The 15321-nt window shown below is 71.4% G+C and carries 12 protein-coding genes; 5 read left to right on the top strand and 7 right to left on the bottom strand.

Features of this window, described 5'->3' with window-relative positions; genetic code table 11:
• Window positions 1–135 precede the first annotated feature (135 nt).
• From ACIBJF_RS24505 to ACIBJF_RS24495, 3 genes are all read left to right on the top strand, one after another.
• Window positions 136–1428, top strand: coding sequence for a ribonuclease D (locus ACIBJF_RS24505; protein ID WP_399176669.1), 1293 nt, complete (start codon window positions 136–138; stop codon window positions 1426–1428).
• A gap of 241 nt (window positions 1429–1669) precedes the next feature.
• On the top strand, window positions 1670–2887 hold the full coding sequence (locus ACIBJF_RS24500; protein ID WP_399176667.1) for a thiolase family protein: 1218 nt from the start codon (window positions 1670–1672) through the stop codon (window positions 2885–2887).
• Complete coding sequence (locus tag ACIBJF_RS24495; RefSeq protein ID WP_399176665.1) at window positions 2884–5013, top strand: 3-hydroxyacyl-CoA dehydrogenase NAD-binding domain-containing protein; 2130 nt, start codon at window positions 2884–2886, stop codon at window positions 5011–5013. The genes ACIBJF_RS24500 and ACIBJF_RS24495 overlap by 4 nt, the downstream gene beginning before the upstream one ends.
• 70 nt (window positions 5014–5083) lie before the next feature.
• Here ACIBJF_RS24495 and ACIBJF_RS24490 read toward each other — a convergent pair whose 3' ends face one another.
• The 7 genes from ACIBJF_RS24490 to ACIBJF_RS24460 form a co-directional block, all read right to left on the bottom strand.
• Window positions 5084–5476, bottom strand: a complete 393-nt coding sequence (locus ACIBJF_RS24490; RefSeq protein WP_399176723.1) for a hypothetical protein — start codon at window positions 5474–5476, stop codon at window positions 5084–5086.
• A gap of 10 nt (window positions 5477–5486) precedes the next feature.
• Entirely contained in the window at window positions 5487–6503 is a 1017-nt protein-coding gene (locus ACIBJF_RS24485; RefSeq protein WP_399176664.1) for a hypothetical protein, read from the bottom strand.
• Between the two features lie 47 nt (window positions 6504–6550).
• Complete coding sequence (locus ACIBJF_RS24480) at window positions 6551–7603, bottom strand: NlpC/P60 family protein (RefSeq protein ID WP_399176663.1); 1053 nt, start codon at window positions 7601–7603, stop codon at window positions 6551–6553.
• 41 nt (window positions 7604–7644) lie between these two features.
• Window positions 7645–8127: a poly-gamma-glutamate biosynthesis protein PgsC/CapC gene (locus ACIBJF_RS24475; RefSeq protein ID WP_031169214.1), complete on the bottom strand. Its 483-nt coding sequence runs from the start codon at window positions 8125–8127 to the stop codon at window positions 7645–7647.
• Window positions 8124–9734, bottom strand: a complete 1611-nt coding sequence (gene pgsB, locus ACIBJF_RS24470) for a poly-gamma-glutamate synthase PgsB (protein WP_399176662.1) — start codon at window positions 9732–9734, stop codon at window positions 8124–8126. The genes ACIBJF_RS24475 and pgsB overlap by 4 nt, the downstream gene beginning before the upstream one ends.
• 6 nt (window positions 9735–9740) lie before the next feature.
• The gene (locus ACIBJF_RS24465) at window positions 9741–12074 is read right to left on the bottom strand and encodes a HAMP domain-containing protein (protein ID WP_399176661.1); all 2334 of its coding nucleotides are present in this window, start codon (window positions 12072–12074) and stop codon (window positions 9741–9743) included.
• A gap of 262 nt (window positions 12075–12336) precedes the next feature.
• Window positions 12337–13557 (bottom strand): CapA family protein, encoded by a 1221-nt coding sequence (locus ACIBJF_RS24460; protein ID WP_399176660.1) that lies wholly within the window; start codon window positions 13555–13557, stop codon window positions 12337–12339.
• A 20-nt stretch (window positions 13558–13577) separates the two neighbouring features.
• Between ACIBJF_RS24460 and ACIBJF_RS24455 the strand changes: the two genes are divergently transcribed.
• Together ACIBJF_RS24455 and ACIBJF_RS24450 are read left to right on the top strand one after the other, a co-directional pair.
• The gene (locus ACIBJF_RS24455) at window positions 13578–14552 is read left to right on the top strand and encodes a hypothetical protein (RefSeq protein WP_399176659.1); all 975 of its coding nucleotides are present in this window, start codon (window positions 13578–13580) and stop codon (window positions 14550–14552) included.
• A 38-nt stretch (window positions 14553–14590) separates the two neighbouring features.
• On the top strand, window positions 14591–14989 hold the full coding sequence (locus ACIBJF_RS24450; protein ID WP_351806234.1) for an NTP pyrophosphohydrolase: 399 nt from the start codon (window positions 14591–14593) through the stop codon (window positions 14987–14989).
• The last annotated feature ends 332 nt before the right edge of the window (window positions 14990–15321 follow it).

Here is a 15321-nt window from a genome sequence, read left to right as displayed (position 1 = left end):
ACATCCTACCCCCCGCCCACTTACAACACACACCCCCGCCCCCAACCCCCCCCCCCCCCCCAACCCCCCCCCCCCCCGCCCCCCCCCCCCCCCCCCCCCCCCCCCCCCCCTTCCACACACCGATACCCTTGACAGGTGACCGACGCCCAAGACACCGCAGCAGACAGCTCCCTGCGTATCACCGGAGGCACTCCTCCGGACGACGCCGGATCTTCTTCTGTGATGGGGGCGCCGACACCACTGCTCGAACCCCGCGAGGGCATTCCGCCCGTCGTCGCCGACCAGGCCGCGCTCGCCAAGGTGGTCGCGGCCTTCGCCGCGGGCTCCGGCCCGGTCGCCGTCGACGCCGAGCGCGCCTCCGGCTACCGCTACGGCCAGCGCGCCTACCTGGTGCAGCTGCGCCGCGAGGGTGCGGGGACCGCCCTGATCGACCCCGTGGCCTGCCCCGACCTGTCCGGGCTCGGCGAGGCCCTGTCCGGCGTCGAATGGGTCCTGCACGCCGCCACCCAGGACCTGCCCTGTCTGCGGGAAATAGGCATGGTCCCGGCCCGGCTCTTCGACACCGAGCTGGCCGGCCGGCTCGCCGGGTTCCCCCGGGTCGGGCTCGGCGCCATGGTCGAGAACGTGCTCGGCTTCGTCCTGGAGAAGGGCCACTCCGCCGTCGACTGGTCGACCCGGCCGCTGCCCGAGCCGTGGCTCAGATACGCCGCGCTCGACGTGGAACTCCTCGTCGACCTGCGCGACGCCCTGGAGAAGGAGCTGGACCGGCAGGGCAAGCTGGAGTGGGCCCTGCAGGAGTTCGATGCGATCGCGGCCGCGCCGCCGGCCGAGCCGAGGAAGGATCCGTGGCGCCGTACGTCCGGGATGCACAAGGTGCGCAGGCGCCGGCAGCTCGGTGTCGTACGGGAGCTGTGGGAGATGCGGGACCGGATCGCGCAGCGGCGGGACGTCTCGCCGGGCAAGGTGCTCAGTGACGCCGCCATCGTGGAGGCGGCGCTCGGCCTTCCGGCCAACGTCCACGCGCTCGCGGCGCTGAACGGGTTCGGCCACCGGATGGGGCGGCGGCAGCTGGAGCAGTGGCAGGCGGCGGTCGACCGGGCCAAGGCCCTGCCGGACTCCGCGCTGCCCCAGCCGGGTCAGCCCGTGACCGGGCCTCCGCCGCCGCGGGCCTGGGCCGACAAGGACCCCGCCGCCGCGGCCCGGCTGACCGCGGCCCGGACGGCGATCACCGCCCTCGCCGAGCGGCTCGCCATGCCGCAGGAGAACCTGGTGTCGCCGGACACGGTCAGGCGTATCTGCTGGGAACCACCGAAGGTGATCGACACCGGCTCGGTGGAGACCGCGCTGGCCGGATACGGGGCGCGCGCATGGCAGGTGGAGCTGGTGACCCCGGTGCTGGTGTCCGCGCTGTCGGCGAAGGACGCGTAGCCGCCGCGGCGCTTGACCGGATACGGCGGCCGCGGGTTCGCCGTGGACGGTCGCGCGGTTCCCCGTGCCCTTTCCGGGGCGCCACCGGCGCGACCAGATCAAGCCATACCGCTCGTCAGCGCACAAGCCCCCTGGTGTGACCTTCGCCGCTCCAGCGGAGGGGACTGGGCAGCCACATTACTCGCAAGTAGCATGGGCTTAAGCAAGCGCTCAGCGTCCCGCACCCTGGAGGAGAGCCATCGTGCCTCGTACCGTCAGGGACGTCGTCTTCGTCGACGGCGTCCGCACCCCGTTCGGCAAGGCGGGCCCGAAGGGCATCTACCACGAGACCCGCGCCGACGACCTTGTCGTGAAGGCGATCCGGGAGCTGCTGCGCCGCAACCCCGGTCTGGACCCGAAGAAGATCGACGAGGTCGCCATCGCGGCCACCACGCAGATCGGCGACCAGGGCCTCACCCTCGGCCGTACGGCCGGCATCCTCGCCGGTCTGCCGCAGTCGGTGCCCGGCTACTCCATCGACCGCATGTGCGCCGGCGCGCTGACCGCCGTGACGACCACCGCCGGTTCGATCGCCTTCGGCGCCTACGACGCCGTCATCGCCGGCGGCGTGGAGCACATGGGCCGCCACCCGATGGGCGAGGGCGTGGACCCCAACCCGCGGTTCGTGAGCGAGAAGCTGGTCGACGAGTCCGCCCTGTTCATGGGCATGACGGCGGAGAACCTGCACGACCGCTACCCGCACATCACCAAGCTGCGCGCCGACGAGTACGCGGTGCGCTCGCAGGAGAAGGCCGCCAAGGCGTACGCCAACGGCAAGATCCAGCAGGACCTGGTGCCGATCTCGGTGCGCCGCACCAACCCGGAGGCCGGCGAGACCGGCTGGGGCCTGGTCACCGCGGACGAGCCGATGCGTCCGGGCACGACCCTGGAGAACCTGTCCGGTCTGAAGACGCCGTTCCGCGTCCACGGCCGGGTCACCGCCGGTAACGCGGCCGGTCTGAACGACGGCGCCACCGCCTCGATCATCGCCAGCGAGGACTTCGCCCGCGAGAACGGCCTGCCGGTCAAGATGCGGCTCGTCTCCTACGCCTTCGCGGGCGTGGAGCCGGAGGTCATGGGCTACGGCCCGATCCCGGCCACGGAGAAGGCCCTCGCCAAGGCGGGTCTGTCCATCTCCGACATCGGCCTGTTCGAGATCAACGAGGCCTTCGCCGTCCAGGTCCTGGCCTTCCTCGACCACTACGGCATCGCGGACGACGACGAGCGCGTCAACCAGTACGGCGGCGCCATCGCCTTCGGTCACCCGCTGGCCTCCTCCGGCGTCCGTCTGATGACGCAGCTGGCCCGCCAGTTCGAGGAGCAGCCGAGCGTCCGCTACGGCCTGACCACCATGTGCGTCGGCTTCGGCATGGGCGCGACGGTCATCTGGGAGAACCCGCACTTCGAGGGGGACAAGTGAGCACCACCGCCGAGCTTCTGAAGCAGGCCGCGCAGCAGTTCCCCGACGAGGTCGTCACCAGTGCGCACGTACGCCACTTCGACCTGCCGTTCGGCGCCGGCCGCTTCGCGCTGATCACGCTGGACAACGGCTTCGACCACACCAAGCCGACCACCTTCGGCCCCGGCTCGCTGGCGAACCTGAACACCGCCATCGACCAGGTCGAGAAGGAGGCGGCGGACGGCGAGATCGTCGGCGTCGGCATCACCGGCAAGCCGTTCATCTTCGCGGTCGGCGCCGACCTCAAGGGCGTCGAGGTCCTCAAGGAGCACGAGCACGCGCTCGCCATCGGCAAGGGCGGCCACGACGTCTTCAAGCGTCTGGCGGGCCTGGCCGTGCCGACCTTCGCCTACTACAACGGCGCGGCGATGGGCGGCGGCGTCGAGGTCGGTCTGCACTGCACCTACCGCACGGTGTCGAAGGCCGTCCCGGCGTTCTCGCTCCCCGAGGTCTTCCTGGGCCTGGTTCCCGGCTGGGGCGGCTGCACCCTGCTGCCGAACCTGATCGGCGCCGAGAAGGCCGTCTCGGTCATCATCGAGAACTCGCTGAACCAGAACAAGCAGCTCAAGGGCAAGCAGGTCTTCGAGCTCGGCATCGCCGACGCGATCTTCGAGGGCGCCGACTTCCTGGAGCAGTCGCTGCTGTGGACCGCGCAGGTCCTCAAGGGCGACGTCCAGGTCGAGCGCCCGGTGATCGACCGCGGCGAGGCCTGGGACCAGGCTGTGGCCAAGGGCCGGTTCATCGCGGACTCCAAGGTGCACGGCGCTGCCCCGGCCGCCTACCGCGCCCTGGACATCATCGCGGCCGCCAAGAACGGCGACCTGCAGCAGGGTTACGACGCCGAGGACCAGGCCCTCGCGGACCTGATCATGAGCGGCGAACTGCGCGCCGGTCTCTACGCGTTCAACCTGGTCCAGAAGCGCGGCAAGCGTCCGGCCGGCGCCCCGGACAAGAGCCTGGCCCGCCCGGTCACCAAGGTCGGCGTCGTCGGCGCCGGTCTGATGGCCTCGCAGCTGGCCCTGCTCTTCCTGCGCCGCCTGGAGGTGCCGGTCGTGCTGACCGACATCGACCAGGAGCGGGTCGACAAGGGTGTGGGCTACGTCCACTCCGAGATCGACAAGCTGCTCGGCAAGGGCCGGATCAACCAGGACAAGGCCAACCGCCTCAAGGCGCTGGTCACCGGTGTCCTGGACAAGGCCGAGGGCTTCTCCGACGCGGACTTCGTCATCGAGGCCGTGTTCGAGGAGATCGGCGTCAAGCAGCAGGTGTTCGCGGAGGTCGAGGCGGTCGCCCCGGCGCACGCGATCCTCGCGACCAACACCTCCTCGCTGTCGGTGACGGAGATGGCGTCGAAGCTGAAGCACCCCGAGCGGGTCGTGGGCTTCCACTTCTTCAACCCTGTCGCGGTGCTGCCGCTGCTGGAGATCGTCCGCGGCGAGAAGACCGACGACGCCTCGCTCGCGACCGCCTTCGCGGTGGCCAAGAAGCTGAAGAAGACCGCGGTTCTGGTCAAGGACGCCCCGGCGTTCGTCGTGAACCGCATCCTGACCCGCTTCATGGGCGAGATCCAGAACGTCATCGACGAGGGCACCCCGGTCGAGGTCGCCGAGAAGGCCGTCGAGCCGCTCGGTCTGCCGATGTCCCCGCTGGTGCTGCTGGAGCTGGTCGGTCCCGCGATCGGTCTGCACGTCTCGGAGACCCTCAACCGGGCCTTCCCGGACCGCTTCAAGGTCTCCCCGAACCTCAAGGCGGTCGTGGAGGCGGGCAAGCGCGGCTTCTACGTCTACGACAGCGGCAAGCCGGAGCTGGACCCGGAGGTCGCCGCGCTGCTGAAGCAGGGCGACGCCGTCCTGACCGAGGAGCAGGTCCGCGCCCGGGTCCTGGACGCGGTGGCACAGGAGATCGGGCTCATGCTCGACGAGGGCGTCGTCGCCGAGGCCCAGGACATCGACCTGTGCCTCATCACCGGCGCCGGCTGGCCCTTCCACCTGGGCGGCATCACGCCGTACCTGGACCGCGAGGGCGTCTCGGAGCGCGTGAACGGCAAGAAGTTCCTGGCGCAGGGCGTGGCCAGCGTCCCCGCGTAACGCTTCGCTGACGAACGCCGGTGCCTGCGCTCCTGTCGGAGTGCAGGCACCGGCGTCTGCGTGAGGCGTGTCAGCCCGCGCCCTGGCGGCCGTCCTCGACATGGACGACGTGCAGCCCGGTGCCGTCCTGGTCGCGCCGGGAGCGGCCGAGGATGCCGACGGCCAGGTGCGTGGGATCGGCGGGGTCGTCCAGCGGGACGAAGGTGACGACGTCCGGGTGATGGCCCGTCACCAGCCAGCCCTCGCCGTTGTTCAGTTCCAGCACCCGGAAGTCGCCCGCGGGGCCTCCCACCCGTACCGGCCCGAACTCCCGGAGGATCTCGGTGGCCTGGGCGGCCGGGTCCCCGGTGGGCCGTTCGAGCACCACGCAGGTGCCGTGCTCGAACAGCACCCATGTCTTTCCGGAGCCGGCGAGGAGACGCCGCCAGGTGTCGATGAGAGTCTCGGTGTCCACGCCGGCCATCATGGCGCACTCAGACCTGCCGCCACGCCTCCAGGGCCAGTCCGGGCTCGGACTTGCGGCGGGTCAGCAGGAGTTGGCTGGTCGACGGGGACAACGTTGCCGCCACGACCCGGCCGTCCTGGTCCGTCGTCAGGGACACCGTCGCGTCCACCGGCAGGCGCGGGCCCGACTCGGTCCACCAGGCGCCCGCCGACTCCAGTTCGGTCGGGTAGGCGGCGAAGGCGACGCGGCCGCTCGCCGAGCGCTGGGCGAGCAGGGTGCAGTCGTGGCCGTCGAGTTCGCAGCGGACCGCCGAGAGCGGGCCGGAACCGGCCGAGGGCAGCAGGGTGACCGGTTTGCCGCCGGGGCGCCAGGCGCACAGGCCGCCGTCCGTGTCGGTGTAGAAGAGCGTCGTGCTGTCGGCTGAGGTGGCCAGGGCGTAGAGGGTGCCCGGGCGGACCGAGGTGCGCAGGGACTCCGTCAGGACCGGTTCGGCACCCGCCTCCTCCTGGCGCCAGTGGCGGAGCCCGTCGGGGACGGCCGCGTACAGCTCGACCCGGCCGGACTCCCCCGTCACCGCCGCCAGACCGTCCCGGACGTTCTCGCCCTTCAGGTCCCGCCAGGCCGCCCAGCCGCCCTTCTCCTTCTGCGCGAGCAGGCGCACCCCGCCCTGGCCGTCGGGCACGAAGACATGGGCGCGGCCCTGGGCGTCGACGGCGACCGCGGGCGTACCCGTGCGGTCGCCCTTCTTCTGCGGGTGGCCGAGCGGGTTCCAGTCCAGGGCCGCGAGGCGCGGGCGGAAGTGGGTGGAGTGCACGAGTCCCGACTCGCCCTTGACGGTGGGCCGCCAGGACACCAGGTGGGCGTAGCCGTCGCTGCCCTGGCCGAGCGCCAGGACGGGGTGCAGCTTCTGGTCGCCGCCCACCGTGCGCGGGGTGGTCCAGGGGCCGCCGGGTTCGCGCTCCGCCCGGCACAGGACGGCGTCGCCCGACAGCTGGTAGACACTGAGCCGGCCGTCTCGGCCGCGCAGGAGCCAGTCGCCGTTCACCGGTTCACTCTAGCCGCGGACCGCATGCGAACCCTCGCCGCCCCTGGTCACAGCCGCTTCGCCGAGCGGAACAGCTTGGCGTAGAAGCCGTCGCCGTCCAGGCGCGAGACACCGCCCTGGTCGCCGATCGTGGGGCCGTTCTGCTCCTTGCGGCTGGAGATGAAGACCTTGTGGCCCTCGGTGTCCGGGCCGAGGTAGATCGCGGAGTGGTCCATGTGGTTGGCGGTGCGGTGGTCCATCTTGAAGAACAGCAGATCGCCGGGCTGGAGGACGTCGATGTTCTGCGGCCGTACGTACCAGGGGCTCGGGCCCTGGATCTTGATGATGTCGACGCCCTCCTTGCCGCGGGCCATGCCGTCGGCGGTGCGCGGCAGCCCGTCGCCGTGGTCGTTGTCGGACATCAGCGGGTAGCGGGCCCGGTAGCCGTAGACCAGGCGCAGATAGCCGGAGCAGTCCACGGCGCGCAGGCGGTCCTGCTGCGGGTACTTGGTGACACCGTCCCGGAAGGTGTACGGGATGCCCAGGTAGTCGTAGAAGTCGGTCTGCTCGAAGCGGTCGACGCCGTCGGCCTTGAGGGGGCCGTAGGTGGCGTGCCCGGCGTACTGGACGCCCTGGTCGTCCTTCTTGGCCGGCGCGCCCACGATGTACTGGAAGGCGAACGCGAAGACGTCGTCCTCCTCGCTGCCGTAGTACTGCTTGAACCAGTCCTTGAACCACTGCTGCTTCTCGGAGCCCATGGTCCAGGTCTCCGGCATCAGGCGGACCCAGTCGTCGGTGACGACCTTGGTGGTGGTGTTGGCCGGTTCGCTGAAGGTGCGGGTCGGGCCCTTGAGGGTCGCGGTACGGGCGCCGTCCGTGAAGGTGGCGATGACCGCGCCCTTGCCGTCGCGCAGCACCGAGCGCGCCGGGTTGTTCAGCCGTTCCCAGGTCTGCTTGCCGGTCGCCCCGCCCGAGCTGTGCAGGTTCTCGGTGATGCTCTGGGCGGCCGGGAGCTTCGCCTGCTCGTCCTTGCGCAGTTCGAAGGTGAAGTAGGCGCTGCCCGCGAGCAGCGCCAGGACCGTCACCGTGTGGACGACCGGGCGGCCTTTGCGCTTCGGCATGGTGGGGGCTCCAGGAATGCGTGCGTCGGATACGGGCGGGTTCAGGCGGTCGGCATGGCGCCGAGGAGGATGCCGGCGGTCAGCACCACATAGGTGGCGAGGGAGACCGACGCGACGGACAGCAGGGTCGCGCCCTTGGGCTGGCGGACCAGCTGATAGCCGATCAGGCCGGGGACGATGAAGCCGAGCGTCTGGTTGGCGTACAGCAGCGGGAACTCCATCTGCAGCACGATGATCACGGTGGCCTGGATGAGCACACCGCTGAGCACGACCGCCGCGAAGAGCCGCTTGCCGTACAGGATCACGAACTTCTGCATCAGCAGCGTGGCGAGGTACGTCAGCACGGTCACGCCGACGACGAGCGCGGCGCGCTGGAGATCCTCGATCAGGGTGAGGGCGAGCCAGCCCGGAGTGATCATGCCGCCCGGCGACAGGTTGGTCGTCAGGTAGCACATGAGCGAGAACATCAGGCCCAGGCCGATGCCGATCGCGGCGATCTCGGGGGTGAGGACGGAGGGGATCAACGCTGTTCTCCTGGGCTGTGCCACTGCTGGCTGTCGTCGGCGGAAGGCTGGGGCGGGATGCGGGGCTCGAACAGCCCGCGGGACGGGGCCGGTCGGCCGCTGTCGGCGGGTGCCTGGGGTGGGGCGGGCCGGCCGGCCGGGTCCGGCCGGGGCTCGGTCCAGGTGCCGTACGACTGCGCCTGCTCGTGCCCGGCCCGGTGCACCGGCTCCTCGTGCCGGTGGGGCTGTGCGGCGCTGCGCTGCACCGGAGGCTGCGGGACGTACGGCTGCTGTTGCTGGGCGTAGCGCGACTCGTACGCCTCCGAGTAGTGCTGGTAGGGGTCGATGCGGGGTGCGTACAGCTGCATCGTCTCCGAGGGGTCGACCCGGTCGGGCGCCGCTTCGGTCCGGCCGGCCGGTGCCGTGGCGACCGGCTCGTCGGGGCTGTCGTCCGGCGGGAGTTCGGCGAGGTGCTCCAGCAGGATCTCGCCCTGGCCGTGGATGTTGCCGATCGCGACCATCGACGAGTCCGCGCCGAGCATGTCCAGCATCTTGCCCATGAACTCCTCGGGGTCGCGCTTGTCGCCGCCGAGGTCCACGGCGCGCGAGCGGAACTCGGCGGGGATGGCGTCGATGGCGGACTTGGCCGGGTGGCCGATGACGAAGACGCGCTCGGGGTCGAGCTCGGGGATGATCTCGCCCATCTGGCCGTTGCGTTCGACGCGGTCGGGGCGGCAGTTGATGACCACGTTGAGCGGGCGGTGGATGGCGCCGAGGTCGAGCAGCTGGTTGATGTTCATCAGCGTCGACTCGGGGTCGTTGGCGGCGAAGACGTTGGCGAAGCGCAGCTTCTTGCCCTCGTGGGTCTGGTAGCGCTCGACGGAGAGGACACCGGGGTCCGGCGGGGCGTCGTACATGCCCTGCAGGGCCGTCTCGCGGTCCACGCCGAGGAGTTCGGCGACGGCCAGCGCGATGGCGACGTTCTCCTTGAAGGTGAACCAGCTGAACCCGCGCAGCTCCTCGTCCGTCACCGTCTCGGGGTCGGCGTAGATCAGCTTGCAGTTCCGGGCGTCCGCCTCCTCCTGGAGGATGTGGAAGCGGTCCTTCTCGGCGGTGACGCAGATGCCGTCCTCGGGCATCGAGCGGCACAGCGAGCGGGCCACGTCGTCCAGGGTGGGGCCCATCTCGGCGAGGTGGTCCTCGCGGACGTTGCACAGCACGCCGATGGTGGAGCGGATCAGCTTGGACTGGTTGATCTCCTGCAGGGCCGGCATGACGGCCATGCACTCGATGACCAGCGCGTCCGGCTTGTACGCGGCGGCGCGCCGCACGATGCCGATCTGCTCGACCACGTTGGCGATGCCGAACTTGCGGTAGACCGGCTCCTCGGTGGCGTCCGGGTGGATGAACCGGGCCGCGGTGCCGGTCGTCTTGGCGACGGTGGTGAGGCCTCCGCCGCGCAGGGCGCCCGCGCACAGCCGGGTGATGGAGGACTTGCCGCGGATGCCGTTGACCAGGACCCGGGTGGGGATGTGGTCCAGGTTGGTGAAGTGCCGCCGCTGTTCCACGATGCCTGCCGCGAGCAGTATCGCGCAGCAGACCAGCAGCACGGAGTAGAGGAAGAGCACGGGTGATCAGTTCCTTGTGTACTGCTGGGGTGGGTACTGCTGGGGCGGGTGCGGGTCCGGGTGCGACGGCGGCGTGTACGGCTCGGGCGGGTCCTGCCTCGGTGCGGAGGGCCGGGGCGGCGGGGTGCGGCGCGGCTGCTGTTTGCGCTGGTCCTGCAGTTGCTGCCGGATGAGTTCCAGGGAGCGGGTGACGGCGCCGACCTCGTCGTGGTGCTGCGGGAAGAGCACGGTCTTGCGGTCGCCCCCGGCCAGTGCCTCGGCCCGGTCGGCGAGGCCGCGCAGCGGCCGGGCGACGACGATGTGCAGCCAGCCCAGGCAGGCGACGGCCGCGGCGGCGCCGAGCAGACCGGCGAGGACCGTGCGGTTCTGGGTGTCGAACTCCGGGATGGCGAGCCGGTCGACCGGCTCCCAGCTGACCACGCTCCAGTGCAGTGACTCGGCCGAGCCGCTGCCGGAGAAGGGCGCGGCGGCGGCGATCCGCAGCCCGTTCTCCCGGTACAGCACCCCGTTGGGCCGCGGCTTCTTGCCGAGCCGCTGGGCGCTGGCCTCGACGAGGTCCGTCAGGTGCTGGTCGGGCAGCGACTGGAAGGCGAGGAAGCCGGTGTTGCCGGCGATGACCTTGTTCCGGTCGTCCACGAGCCGGACCACGCCGAGACCCGGCCGGCTCAGCAGGGCGTTGAAGAACTCGGGGCGGAACTCGCCGATCAGCCGGTCCCCGTCCCGGCCGGGTATCTCGGCGACGGCGACGACCACGGGCTCCTTGCCGCCGCGGCCGAGCAGCCGCAGGGGCTTGTCCGAGACGCGGTTCTGCCGGATCACCTTCGGGTCCTTGCCCTCGCGGGTCTTGATCTCGCCGGAGGAGTCGACGACGTAGAGGGAGCGGTAGCGCTTGTTCTCGTTGTAGGTGCGCTCCAGCACCGTCTCCATGGCGTCGGGTGCCGTCTTGTCGCCGATCAGGGAGGCCACCGACTGCAGGTCGGCGTCGCCCTCGTTGAGCGCGCGCCGAACCCGGTCGCTGAGCGTGTCGGTGCGTTCGCGCTGGTCGTTGACGAGCTGCCGGGGTATCTCGGCGGTGTTGTCGGCGCGGTTGAACAGCAGCATCAGCGGTGCGGCCCAGGCCAGCAGGAGCACGGCGCAGACCGCGAGGAGGGCGCGGGTGCCCACCCGGCGCGCCCCGCTGGGGCGTTCGGCCGCTCCGGTGGCCTCGGGGCTCTCGCCGAGCAGCTGCCGGCGCAGCCGTTCCAGGGCGCCGCCGATGCGGTGCGCCTCGCCGTAGCCGGGGACCGTGACGGGCCGGGTCAGATCGCCGCGGGTGAGCCGGCGGGACTCCAGGAACAGCCGGATGAGCGGGCGCTGCACGGTGCCCAGCAGCACCCCCACGGCCAGGGCGCCGACGACGAGCAGCGCGGCGCCCGCCGCCAGCCCGAACACCGGGGACTGGGTCCCGCCGGACTCCTCGGTCACCTTGACCATGGCGACCACGGACAGGCCGAGCCCGGTGGCGGTGGTGGGCTCGCCGGGCTCGGCCGCGGCGAGCGTGGCGTATCCGGCGACGGAGCGGTCGCCGAGCAGCTTGCCGCCGAGGAGGCTGCCGCTGACGCCCTGGTATCCGCCGCTGCCCGGTTCCTTGCTGCTGCGCGGATCCTGCTTCGCGCGGCGGGCGGCCTGCTCGGCGAAGTCCTTCAGCTGCTTGCGGGAGTCCGTGATGTCCTTGCGGTCGATGCTGTTGCGCGCGGACTCCGGTTCGGCGATGCCGTCGCTGCTGAGGATGGTGCCGCCCGCGTCTACCACGGCGATGGAGCGGAACTGGCCGAGGCTGATGCCGGGGAACTTCAGGTTCCGGGAGGCCACCAGCAGCAGCTGCGGCTTGCCCGGCCAGGTCAGCAGTCCGAAGGACAGCAGCCGCACCTCGCCGTTCTTCAGCCGGACCATGCGCGGGGCCAGCCCGTCCTCGCCACTGAGCGAGGAGAGGTCCATGGAGGTCAGCGGCACCGTCTCGCCGCGGGCCGCGACCAGCTTGCCGCTGCGGACCTCCACGACGGCCGTGCCCATCCACTTCTCGTAGGTGCTGCCGAGCTTGTCGAGGACGGCGTCGCCGGAGACCGGCTGCCCGGCGCTGAACAGCGCGGCGGAGCGGGTGATGTCCTTGACGGACTCGTCGATCGAGGCGCGCAGCGCGATGGCGCCGTCCTCGGCGAAGTGCTGCTGGGAGTTCAGCACCGCCTTCGGCACGCCGGCGTCGTCGACGCGGCCGAGCACGAGTGCCGTGATGGCGGCGAGCGTCAGCAGCAGCGCCGAGAGGACCGCGATCGGCGGGCGGATGCCTCCGATCAGCGACATGTCGGCTCGGCGGCGGGCTCGGTGCTGCCGCGCCGGGGGCGGTGACGCCAAGGGAGGTGTCCTCTCGTGAAAACGGGCTCCGGACGTGCCGACACTAAGGGCTCGCCCGGATACCTCAGACAGATAAGAGGGGCACTAAGTTGCAGTAAGTCCGACGTGATCTAGGCAACATCGCGCAACCGCCGGACAAGTTCGGACAAATACCTTGCCCTTGGGGATCGGTCCGGCATGGCGGCCTCTCCGGCAGGGGGCCTCTGCGGCCCTACTCGGGCAGCGGCGTGAGCGGCTTCAGCCCGTCCTCGGCCGCGCCGCGGTTCAGCAGGGTGCCCTCGGTGCGCTCGAAGGCCAGCCGCAGCCGGGCCTTCTGGGCGCCGGTGAGGTCGTGGTCGTCACGGAGCGCGGCCGGCACGTCCAGCAGACGGTAGTCCCGCACGTCGGCGTCGGTGTACGCGGCGGTGCCGCCGTCCCGGACGTTCTCGGCGTCCGGCGGGATCGTCAGCAGCGTCGGCTCGAACCGCGGCTGGACGTCCCAGTGGCCCTTGCCGTGCTCGGTGAACGTGAACCAGGCGATCACGCCTTCCTCGGTCAGCCCCGTCGGCACCTCGTGCCGGGCGATCTGGTTGCCGAGGCCGTAGGAGATCCAGGTCCCCTCGACCTTCTCCATCGGCTCCACCACGTGCGCGTGGTGGCCGATGACCAGGTTGATGCCGGTGTTCCGGGCGATCTGCCGGGCGAAGGAGATCTGCGAGCCCGACGGCTCCGGATGGTGCTCACGGCCCCAGTGCAGGGAGAGGATCACCACCTCGGCACCGGCCTTGCGGGCCCGCTGCTCGGCGGCCTTGATCCGGCCGAGGTCCTGCTGGTTGGCCAGCCAGGGCTTGTCCTTGGGCAGCGTGTGCGGCTCGTTGAAGCCGTAGGCGAAGGAGATCTGGGCGACCTTGACGCCCTTGACGTCCATGACGAGCGGGGTGCTCGCCTCCTTCGCGGTGCGGGCGGAGCCGGTGTGCTTCAGGCCGGCGGCGTCCAGCGCGTCGAGGGTGCGCTTCACCCCGTCGTAGCCGTGGTCGAGGGTGTGGTTGGAGGCGGTGGAACAGGTGTCGTAACCGATGTCCTTGATGGTCTTCGCCTGCTGCGGCGGCACCTGGAAGTCCGGGAAGCCCTCGAACGGCCCGTTCGCCGGGCCCATCACCGGCTCGAAGTGGCAGATCGCCAGGTCGGCCTTGCTGATCAGCGGCTTGATCCCGGCCATCATCGGCCCGAAGTCCAGCCCGTCCACGCCCTTGCCGGTGCGCTTGGCGTCCTTGCGCGCCTGGTCGACCAGTTCGGGGTGCATGAGGATGTCCCCGGCGGCCGCGACGGTGAAGGAGCGCCCGCCGCCCGAGGCACCGGCGTCGTCCGAGAGGAGTCCGCATCCGGAGACGGCGGCGAGGAGGGAGAGCGGGGTCAGCAGGGACAGCAGGGTCCGGCTACGGCGTCTGTTCACCGGGATATCTTGATACAACCATGAGAGCCCATCGCTCACGTCTCATAACGATCGCAACACTGCTGCTGCTCGTCACCGGTCTCGCGGCCGGTCTCACCGCCCTGCTCCGCACCCCGGGCGGCACTGCGGACGACGCCCGCGGGCCGGCGCCGAAGGGGGCCGAGCAGATCGACCTGTCCCGCGAGGTGGCGGACTACACGAGCCGGTTCGGTCCCGACCGGGGCTATCTGCCGCCCGGCCGGTCCGACCGCGAGGACATCGCCACGGCCATCGGCCTGTTGCTCGACGGTCACCGCAAACAAGCGGAAGAGCAACTCTCACAACGGGACTTCACCGTACGCACGGTCTTCGACCGGCCCTCCGGCCACCGCTACGCCGAGGTGGCCGACCGCACCGACTCCGCCGTGACACCACGCGGCTGGGGCCGGGTCTACCTGGATCTGGACCACCGCCCGAGCTGGTCGGTGCAGGTCCCGCATCCCGGCTTCGATCTGGGCACCGAGCAGCTGGGCGTGCGGGTGCTGCGCGGCTCACCGGGCGGGGTCCTGGTGATAGCAGGAGCACATCGCAAAGCCGGAGTCGGCAACTCCGCGGACGTTGCGCACCGCCTGGACACCGTCTTCCACGCCATCTGCGCCGAGCTGGCGCGTCGTGGGATGCCCGGGATCCAGGTGCACGGCTTCGCCGCGTCCGCCGTGCCCGGCTACGACGTGGTCGCCTCCACCGGTGCCGGGTCGGCGGGCCGGCAGGACGGCCGCGACCTGGCCGACGCCCTGCGCGGCCACGGCTTCCGGGTGTGCCGGGCCTGGGCGCGCTCCTGTCCGCTGGAGGGCCGGACGAACGTGCAGGGCCGGGTGGCCGACGCCGACCATGTGCCGTTCCTGCACGTCGAGTTCTCCCCCGAGGTGCGCGCGGGCGGGCGGCCCGCCGAGCGCGCGGCCGCGGCGATCACCGAGATCACCCGCCGGTGGGCGGGGAAACCCGTGACACACTGAGTCCGCCAGAAACACGGCAGAATAGGGCTGTTACCGACATGACGGACACTTCGGGTACTGCGCGCGGACCGCTCCCGCTGCTCGTCGTCGACGGCGCGAACGTCGTCGGGTCGGTGCCCGACGGCTGGTGGCGCGACCGCCGCGGCGCCGCCGAGCGCCTGCGCGACCGGCTGGCTCCCCTCGCCCGGTCCGGTGTGGCCGGCCTGCCCGGTCCGCTGGAACTGGTCCTGGTGGTGGAGGGTGCGGCCCGGGGCGTGGAGTCGGTGCCCGGGGTGCGCGTCGAGGATGCCCCCGGCAGCGGCGACGACCACATCGTGAACCTCGCGGCAGCGGCCGGCGACCGCCCATGCCTGGTCGTCACGGCCGATCGCGAACTACGCCGCCGGGTCCAGGAACACGGGGCCCAGGTGGCGGGGCCCCGCACGGTACTGGGCTGAGGCCACCGGCCGCCCGGGGCCGAGAGCCCGGCGTTCACATGGGACTGGGCCGCGAGGAACCCGGCCGGGTCCCTCGGCAGGGCCGCGCCCGGCAGCCGACAGCGCGTGGGGGCGCCCTGCCGGTGCGGCAGTCACGCCACCGGAAGCCGCACCGCGCCGCCGGTCCGCTTGGTGAGGAACGCCACGGCGACGGCGGCCCAGGCCGCACTCCAGCGCCCGCGGTCGACCTGCGCGTCCTCCGGTTGAGTCCGGCCGGCACCAACACATACAGCACCCCTGCCGCACCGTCCCCCCAGCAGCCCCGGGCGAGAAAGACCGGCAGCACTGCCGTG

Source organism: Streptomyces sp. NPDC050743 (assembly GCF_044456925.1).
In the GTDB taxonomy this organism is placed as follows: Bacteria; Actinomycetota; Actinomycetes; order Streptomycetales; family Streptomycetaceae; genus Streptomyces.
This window is presented reverse-complemented; position numbering and strand designations above follow the sequence as displayed.

Excerpts from the sequence above, each read along its gene's own strand:
- ACIBJF_RS24490 (WP_399176723.1), bottom strand. The coding sequence starts at position 5,476 with ATGGCCGGCGTGGACACCGAGACTCTCATCGACACCTGGCGGCGTCTC.
- ACIBJF_RS24450 (WP_351806234.1), top strand. The coding sequence starts at position 14,591 with ATGACGGACACTTCGGGTACTGCGCGCGGACCGCTCCCGCTGCTCGTC.
- ACIBJF_RS24455 (WP_399176659.1), top strand. The coding sequence starts at position 13,578 with ATGAGAGCCCATCGCTCACGTCTCATAACGATCGCAACACTGCTGCTG.
- ACIBJF_RS24480 (WP_399176663.1), bottom strand. The coding sequence starts at position 7,603 with ATGCCGAAGCGCAAAGGCCGCCCGGTCGTCCACACGGTGACGGTCCTG.
- ACIBJF_RS24465 (WP_399176661.1), bottom strand. The coding sequence starts at position 12,074 with ATGTCGCTGATCGGAGGCATCCGCCCGCCGATCGCGGTCCTCTCGGCG.